Consider the following 9,338-nt stretch of genomic DNA (forward strand, 5'->3'; position numbering starts at 1 on the left):
GCGGATAATACATAAAACCTTGCTACTTTAAACTTAAAATAGTACCATTATTATGGCTAGACATAAAGACAACCCAACACAAAAGAAATTTTCTAAAATTTCAATCGGTCTTGCATCTCCAGAAGCTATTCTTGCAGAGTCAAGAGGTGAGGTGTTAAAACCAGAAACGATTAACTATCGTACGCACAAACCTGAAAGGGATGGGCTTTTTTGTGAGCGTATTTTCGGTCCTGTAAAGGATTATGAATGTGCTTGTGGAAAATATAAGCGTATCCGTTACAAAGGAATTGTTTGTGATCGTTGTGGTGTAGAGGTTACTGAGAAAAAAGTAAGACGTGATCGTATAGGACATATCAATCTTGTTGTGCCAGTTGCGCACATTTGGTATTTCCGTAGTTTGCCTAATAAAATAGGTTATTTACTAGGGCTTCCTTCTAAGAAGCTGGATATGATCATCTATTACGAACGATATGTAGTTATTCAACCAGGTATTGCTAAAAATGCTGAAGGTGAAGAAGTACAAAGATTAGATTTCTTAACTGAGGAAGAGTATTTAGATATACTAGATAGTTTACCTCAAGAAAATTTATATTTAGAAGATTCAGACCCTAACAAATTCATCGCTAAGATGGGTGCAGATTGTTTGATAGATCTTCTACAACGTATTGATTTAGATACTCTTTCTTATGACTTACGTCACAAGGCAAATAATGAGACATCTAAACAACGTAAAACTGAGGCTTTAAAGCGTTTACAAGTTGTTGAAGCGCTTAAAGATTCTAACGAAAGACGTGAGAATAAGCCAGAATGGATGATCATGAAAGTGGTTCCAGTAATTCCGCCAGAATTACGTCCATTAGTACCGCTAGATGGTGGTCGTTTTGCAACGTCTGATTTAAATGATTTATACCGTCGTGTAATCATCCGTAATAATCGTTTGAAAAGATTGATGGAGATTAAAGCTCCAGAAGTAATCCTTCGTAATGAAAAGCGTATGTTGCAAGAGGCAGTAGATTCACTTCTTGACAATACAAGAAAATCTAGTGCTGTTAAAACAGATTCTAATAGACCATTAAAATCATTATCTGATTCACTTAAAGGTAAGCAAGGACGTTTCCGTCAGAACTTACTAGGTAAGCGTGTTGATTATTCTGCACGTTCGGTAATTGTTGTTGGACCTGAGCTTAAATTATATGAGTGTGGTATTCCTAAGGATATGGCTGCAGAGCTTTATAAGCCTTTTGTAATACGTAAACTTATTGAGCGTGGAATCGTTAAGACTGTAAAGTCAGCAAAGAAAATTATAGATAAGAAAGAACCAGTAGTTTGGGATATCTTGGAAAATGTTCTTAAAGGACATCCAGTTATGTTGAACCGTGCTCCTACTCTTCACAGATTAGGTATACAGGCTTTCCAACCCAAATTAATTGAAGGTAAAGCAATACAGTTACACCCATTAGTTTGTACGGCATTTAACGCCGATTTTGATGGAGATCAAATGGCTGTGCACCTTCCTTTAGGTCCTGAAGCGATATTAGAATGTCAGTTATTAATGCTGGCATCACACAATATTCTTAACCCTGCAAATGGTAGTCCGATAGCGGTACCATCACAGGATATGGTATTGGGTCTTTATTATATGACCAAATTACGTAGATCTGAACCTGGACATATTGTTAAAGGTGAAGGGCTTACTTTTTACGGTCCTGAAGAATTGGTTATTGCATTTAATGAGAAGAGAGTTGATATTAACGCTCCTGTTAAATGTAGAATTAACCTTCTTCAAAATGATGGTTCTTATAAAGCAGAAATTATTGAAACTACTGCTGGTAGAGTTATATTTAATCAAAGAGTGCCAGATGAAGCTGGTTATATCAATGAGGTTCTTACTAAAAAGGCACTTAGAGATATTATAGGTGATATCCTTAAGGTAACAGATGTTCCTAGAACAGCTGCTTTCCTTGATGAAATTAAGGATCTGGGTTATGGATTTGCATTCCGTGGTGGGTTATCGTTCTCATTAGGAGATATTATGATTCCTGCAGAGAAGCAATCTATGATTGATACTGCAAATGCTAAAGTTGACACAATACGTGGAAACTACGGTATGGGTCTTATTACCCAAAATGAAAGATATAATCAAGTAATTGATGTTTGGACGGCTACCAATGCGCAGCTTACTGAGCTTTCAATGAAAAACATTAGAGAAGATCAACAAGGATTTAACTCGGTGTTTATGATGCTTGATTCTGGAGCCCGTGGATCTAAAGAGCAAATAAGACAGCTTACAGGTATGCGTGGACTTATGGCAAAACCTAAAAAATCTAACGATGGTGGTGGTGCTATTATTGAAAACCCTATTCTTTCTAACTTTAAGGAAGGTCTTTCGATTCTTGAATACTTTATCTCTACTCACGGTGCGCGTAAAGGACTTGCAGATACAGCTCTTAAAACTGCGGATGCTGGTTACCTTACACGTAGATTACATGATGTTGCACAAGATGTAATAGTAAATCATGAAGATTGTGAGACCTTAAGAGGTATAGAAGTTTTTGCTCTTAAGAAGAATGAAGAGGTAATGGAGAAATTAGGAGCTAGAGTTCTAGGTCGTACTGCATTACATGATGTTATAGATCCGGCTACACAAGAAGTGATTATTTCTGCTGGTGAGTTGATAGTAGAAGAAATTGCTGATATCATTGAAGCATCTGATTTAGAGTCTGTGGAAGTAAGATCTGCTCTTACTTGTGAGGCTGCAAAAGGTGTTTGTACTAAATGTTATGGTCGTAACTTGGCTACTAACAGGTTAGTGATGAGAGGTGAAGCGGTAGGAGTAATTGCTGCACAATCTATTGGTGAACCAGGTACACAGCTTACGTTAAGAACTTTCCACGTAGGTGGTGTTGCAGGTAACGTTTCTGAAGATAGTTCTATTGTTGCTAAAAACGATGGTATACTTGAGATCGATGATCTTAAAACGGTTAAGGTTGAAGATAACGAAGGTAAAGCGGTAGAAATAGTAATTTCTCGTACAGCTGAGTCTAAATTACTTCATGAGAAAACAGGTATGTTGTTAAATTCTAATAACATTCCTTATGGTTCTGAGCTTTATGCTAAACCAGGTTCTAAGGTTAAGAAAGGTGATTTACTTGCTAAATGGGATCCATTTAACGGTGTTATTATTTCAGAATTTGCTGGTAAGATTAAGTTCGAAAACATTATTCAGGGTGTTACTTTCCAAGTAGAAAGTGATGAACAAACTGGATATGAGGAAAAAGTTATTTCTGATTCTAGAGATAAGAAACTTATCCCTACTTTACATATAGTTGATGCTAAGGGTGATAATGTAATTTCATATAACCTTCCTGTAGGTGCTCACTTAATGGTGAATGACGATGATAAGATTAAGGTTGGTAAAGTCTTAGTTAAAATCCCTCGTAAATCTGCAAAAGCAGGTGATATTACTGGAGGTCTTCCACGTGTAACAGAATTATTTGAAGCTCGTAACCCTTCTAATCCAGCTGTAGTTAGTGAGATAGATGGTGTTGTTTCGTTCGGTAAAATTAAGCGTGGTAACCGTGAAATCATCGTTACTTCTAAAACTGATGAAGTGAAGAAGTACCTCGTTAAACTTTCTAATCAGATTCTTGTACAAGAAAATGATTATGTAAGAGCTGGTATGCCTTTATCTGATGGATCTATTACTCCAAAAGATATTCTTGCTATAAAAGGACCAAGTGCTGTACAACAGTATTTAGTTAATGAGGTTCAAGAAGTTTATAGGTTACAAGGTGTAAAGATTAACGACAAGCATTTTGAAGTTGTTGTTCGTCAAATGATGAGAAAAGTAAGAATTGTTGATTCTGGTGATGGTATGTTCTTAGAGAACCAATTGGTTCATAAAGAAGATTTTATCCAACAAAATGACAATCTTTACGGTAAGAAAGTTGTGGAAAGCGCTGGTGATTCTGATACTTTAAAAGAAGGTCAGATCATTACTTCTAGAGAGCTAAGAGATGAGAATTCTATTCTTAGAAGAGAGGACAAATCATTAGTTACAGCTCGTGATGTGATGCCAGCAACTGCAGAACCTATTCTTCAGGGTATTACACGTGCTTCTCTTCAAACGAAGTCGTTTATTAGTGCTGCTTCTTTCCAAGAAACTACTAAGGTATTAAATGAAGCTGCTGTTGCAGGTAAAGTTGATACTCTAGAAGGTTTAAAGGAGAATGTAATTGTTGGACACAGAATTCCAGCAGGTACAGGTATGCGTAATTATGATGATATTATCGTAGGTTCAAAGGAAGAGTTTGAAAAGCTTTTAAATAAAAAGGAAGAGCCTAAAGTAAATTATAACTAGAAGTAATGGCGCAAGAAAATAATTCAGAGAATAAGATTAATATCGAGATTGATGGTGATGTTGCTGAAGGACAGTATAGTAATTTAGCTATTATTAATCACTCAGTTTCTGAGTTTGTTGTGGACTTTGTGAATATTATGCCTGGTAACCCTAAGTCAAAGGTTAAATCCAGAATTATTTTAACTCCTCAGCATGCTAAACGTTTGGCCAAAGCCTTACATGATAATGTGAGTAAATTTGAAAAAGCACATGGAGAGATAAGAGATTATGATCAACCGCCTATACCTTTAAATTTTGGTCCTACGGGACAAGCGTAATAATAAAGCCTGATGTTTTTACATCAGGCTTTTTTATTACAACAAGGTATACTTATAGGTTTATGTTATAGTTTCGGAATTTATTGATTGTATACAGCGGTTTTAAACTAGTTTTATCATATTGTTAATGATATTCAGTAATGTAGGTCAATTAACGCTTTAAATCCTCTTAAATTAATTTTATTGTGTTTGGGTTTTTATTTTTTGGTTAAATTAGATTTTTCTTTCGAACCTGTTTAACTTATGATTATTAAATTGTTATTAAGGTGTCTGCTGTTTTAACATTTCTCATATGTTATTAATCTAATATTCATAAGCGTTAATCGAATAGTTATTTATAAAGCTTGCTTATTAATCAAAGGTGGTGTTCAATATTCTATTTTTGTATCCTAATTGTGTTTATACATGGTTAATAAAATTTTACAATTCATCCCTTATGAGTAATTCTACTTTTTTAAATGTATTTTTTAGCTTTATAAATAAGACGCTTTTACTATTAGTAATTGTTCTTATGTTGCCCTTGGGCTTGTATGCTGATGGTACAAAGCAGGTTATGCCTTCTGCGTCAAATGTTGAGCCAGTAAACGGAACTGCCTTGTATTTTACAAGAGGTCTTCGTGGTCCTTACATAGATGCTCCACAAGCAAATAGAATGCATTTTACTATTGCTAATGCGGCTACGGAAAATTTATATTTTGGTGTTAAATCTTTACAACGAAACGTAGGTACTAATAATCAATTGATTAATTCTGTAACGTATTATAGAATTTATAATCAAGCTGGTGTTTTGGTTGAGGGTGTTAATTCAGCTGGTGTTCAGGTAGGTACGTTGTCTGGGCGATTGGATAATGGCGCTGGAGGTAATCCTACTGTAGGAGATCCTGGATATATAGATAATTATGCTGAGGCCTTTGAGGGGCCTAATGGAATAGGTGGTGTTTCAAATGGGTATAATCCTCTTGTTTTTAATCCAGCTACAGCAGGTGACTTCTATATTGAATTTTATATTAGTGGAGATGACGGTGCTACAAGTTTTAATTTTAATGGAGCTGGTACAGATACTCCGGTTGTGTTCTTTTTTCCTTATTTCGATTTAACGGTTGGTACTAATACTACTCCTATTTTAGGTAGGTTATGGTCAGAGAAATGGAGTTTTATTGGTTATAGACAAGAAGATGTAAATGATATTGCAGATGGTACTGATAGTCCTGACCTTGTTCCTAATCCAACATTGGAGGCTTCAGTTGAAGGTGTGTTTTATGCATACACGGATGATGAAGTTATTGTTGAGTTAGATTTTTTAAATGGTTTTCGACCGCTTGCTTATGAGTTATCTATGAACCGTTTTGGTGTTGTGGATGATGATAATAATTCTAGTAATGTCTTTGAAAATACAAGACGTTCACAAAATAGGCCTACGGCAACTGCTCCTGTTTTTGATAACGGATATCAAATATTCTTATTTACACCAGATCAATCTGTTTTTGTTACTACAGCGGTTTCTGCTCCGGTTTTAGGTAGTCGTATCCAGGGTTGCCCAGGAGATTATCGTATACCATATACTTTGAATGCTGCTGGTGATGTTGCTATTCTTATAGATTTAAACGGAACTCCAGGTTTTCAAGCAGGAACTCGTGATGTTAGTTTGGAGGCTTATGATCAATTAGCAGGTGCTAATGAGATGGCTTGGAATGGTTTAGATGGGTTGGGAGATACGGTTACTTTCGATTCTACGGTAAGTGTTGAAGTGACTTCTTTTAGAGGTCGTACTAATGTTCCTATGTATGATGCAGAATTCAATATTAATGGTTTAAATATTAGAGGTGTATCTCCAGTTGTTCAAAATGCTAATATATATTGGGATGACACTGAATTGTCATCGTTTGGTGTTTGTGTAGATAGCGGTGATAGTGAGGGTAATAATATAACCGAAGGGAATTTTTCAAGGATTAGTTTGCTTGATGGTATAGCTGGACCTGCTCATGCTTGGGATGGATCTAATCCTGACGATACAGTTCCTGCTGTTTCGGGAGGGCAAGGTTCTGATACGTTAGATTTATTATGTGATGATTACGGTAATAATCGTGTTGTAAATTCATGGTTTTATGGTTATGTACAAGATTCAGGTTCTAGTAACTTAGTGGTAGGTAATTGTGACGCTGATAATGATGGTGTTGATGATATTACTGATTTAGATGACGATAATGATGGTATCACCGATATTGAAGAAGGTGGTATTGGGTGTTTGGATTCTGTAAATGATACTATTAATACTATAGGAGTGGTTTATAATGATAGGCTAGAGTCGGCTTCTGCTGTTACTACTATCTCAAATTTATTTGGAGATACATACGATTTTAGAGCAACGTTGGTTGGTGCTGCTGCATGGTCTAATGGAGCAAATGGAGGTGTTAGATTAAGAGATAATCTTGCTGGTGTTCAAGATTACATATCAGTTCAGCCTAATGGAACTAGTGTAATTGCTAACGGTAATTATGTTCAATATGAGTTTTTATTTGATCAACCTGTGACTAATGTGGTTATTCAGGTAGGTGGTTATAACAATGGGGATTACGCTCTTATTAATGCTGATTTAGGTGGTGTTGATGTGGGTATAGATGGTTCTAATTTTGGTAGTTTTAGCCCTGCTTTGTCCTCTGGATTTTGGGATGTTAATGATAATTTAGTTATAGGAAATTCATCGAGTGGAGGAGTTGCTACAAATAGTAATTTATTCACCGTTAGTGTTGCTGAGGCTGTTGATAGAATAGTTTTTATCACAGGTAAAAATGAGAATAATATAAGTAACTCTAATGTTACGTTGGCATTTAATTCTATTGCATTTTGTGTGGTTTCTACACCAGTTGATACGGATAATGATGGTGTGCCAGATTATTTAGATCTTGATGCTGATAATGACGGTATTTATGATGTAGAAGAGGCTGGTCATGGGCAAGCTTATGTTAATGGTGTTTTAACTGGCCCTGTAGGTGCTGATGGTATTCCTGATTCTGTTCAAGATCCTGGTGATGTTGATAATGGTGAGGTTAATTATACTTTGCAAGATTCCGATTCAGGTTCAGGTGAGCCTGATTGGAGAGATACTGATTCTGATAATGATGGTTGTTCTGATGCAAATGAGGCTTATTTTGATTCTACTGCAGATGGAGGTGATGATGGTCAGTATGGTGTAGATCCTGCTCCAGTTAATGCTACTAATGGTTTGGTTTTAGCAGCGAGCTATTCTTCAACTACGCCTCAAGATTCTGATGGAAATGGTATTGATGATTATACTGAAATTGGTCCAGACATTGATGGTGACGGTATTTCTGATGCTTGTTTTCCGCCTGTCGATACAGATGGTGATGGTGTGTATGATAGTGTTGATTTAGATGATGATAATGATGGTATCTTAGATGTTGTTGAATCTCAAGGTTTGGGAGATCCTTCATTGGATGATGATGGTGATGGAATCGTTAATTATCAAGATGCTGATTTTTGTACATTAAATGCAAACGGTGTTTGTACATTATTAGATAGTGATAATGATGGTTTACCTAATCACTTAGATTTGGATTCGGATGGAGATGGATGTAGTGATACGATAGAGGCTGGATATGTTGACGCTTTCGCGAAAGCGGATGAAGATGGTGTACTTGGAAATGCAGCTCCTGCAACAGTTGATAGTGATGGTTTAGTTACTTCTGGTGAAATGGGAGAAGGTTATACGTCTCCTACTATGACTGGCACTGTTTCATTCGACTTTTTAGATCCTAACGAAAATAGTGCTTGTTCTACTACGTTGGATATTACTAAAACTAGTACGTTCAATCCAGCAACAGGTATAATTAATTACACATATACGGTTTTAAATTCAGGTTCAAGCTTTGCGTTTGATGTTAGTGTAACTGAGAATTTAGGAACTTTTACGGGAACAAATACTCCTGTTCCTACACCAGTTTATTTATCAGGAGGTTCTGATGAAGATGGACAAGGTGATGCTCGAGATTTAATCCCTGGGGCTAGTATGATTTTTACGGCTTCTTATGAGATTAATGATACTGATTTTGCTGCCGGACAGATTGATAATCAAGCTACAGCTACTGCTACAGATAGTAATGGCGATACGGTTTCGGATATTTCTGATGATGGAAATGACGGAGATGGTAACTTAATAGATGATATTACTGAAACGATTTTACCTGTAGGTACTATAGTGGGTCATGTTTATAATGATTTAAATGGTAATGGAACACAGGATTCAGGTGAGCCAGATCTTGCTAATGTAGATGTTGTATTGACTCCTACTTTTGGTGATCCTATAACGGTAACTACTGATGCTAATGGTGATTATTCAGGTAATGTATTCGCTGGAGACGTTAGTGTAAATATTGATGATACAACTTTGCCTGTAGGTACAGTTCAGACGGAGGGGACAGATCCTACGACAGTAGTTGCTGTTTCTGGTTCAACGGTAACTGAAGAGAATAATGGATTCAATGCTCCTGCTACTCTACAAGGTTTGGTTTATAACGATGTAAACGGAAACGGAACACAAGATGCAGGCGAGCCTGGATTATCTGGAGTAGATGTTTTGATTACAGATGAGGACGGAAACGCTCAAACGGTAACAACCGATGCAAGTGGAGCTTATACAGCAA

The 9,338-nt window shown here is 36.4% G+C and carries 3 protein-coding genes; all 3 read left to right on the forward strand.

Features of this window, described 5'->3' with window-relative positions:
* The first annotated feature begins 52 nt into the window (after nucleotides 1-52).
* A complete protein-coding gene (rpoC, locus tag ACJJVN_RS15270; RefSeq protein ID WP_104514689.1) occupies nucleotides 53-4,360 on the forward strand; it encodes a DNA-directed RNA polymerase subunit beta' in 4,308 nt (1,435 codons plus the stop codon).
* Between the two features lie 5 nt (nucleotides 4,361-4,365).
* The gene (locus tag ACJJVN_RS15275; protein ID WP_405379238.1) at nucleotides 4,366-4,677 is read left to right on the forward strand and encodes a DUF3467 domain-containing protein; all 312 of its coding nucleotides are present in this window, start codon (nucleotides 4,366-4,368) and stop codon (nucleotides 4,675-4,677) included.
* Nucleotides 4,678-5,113: 436 nt separating this feature from the next.
* Nucleotides 5,114-9,338 (forward strand): SdrD B-like domain-containing protein (locus ACJJVN_RS15280; protein ID WP_405379240.1); only part of this gene is annotated, 4,225 nt, incomplete at its 3' end.

This window comes from Nonlabens sp. Asnod3-A02, from assembly GCF_045063755.1.
Taxonomy (GTDB): domain Bacteria; phylum Bacteroidota; class Bacteroidia; order Flavobacteriales; family Flavobacteriaceae; genus Nonlabens; species Nonlabens xylanidelens.

What these genes read in the sequence shown, in the direction of transcription:
- rpoC (WP_104514689.1), top strand. Translation starts at nt 53, where the DNA reads ATGGCTAGACATAAAGACAACCCAACACAAAAGAAATTTTCTAAAATT.
- ACJJVN_RS15275 (WP_405379238.1), top strand. Translation starts at nt 4,366, where the DNA reads ATGGCGCAAGAAAATAATTCAGAGAATAAGATTAATATCGAGATTGAT.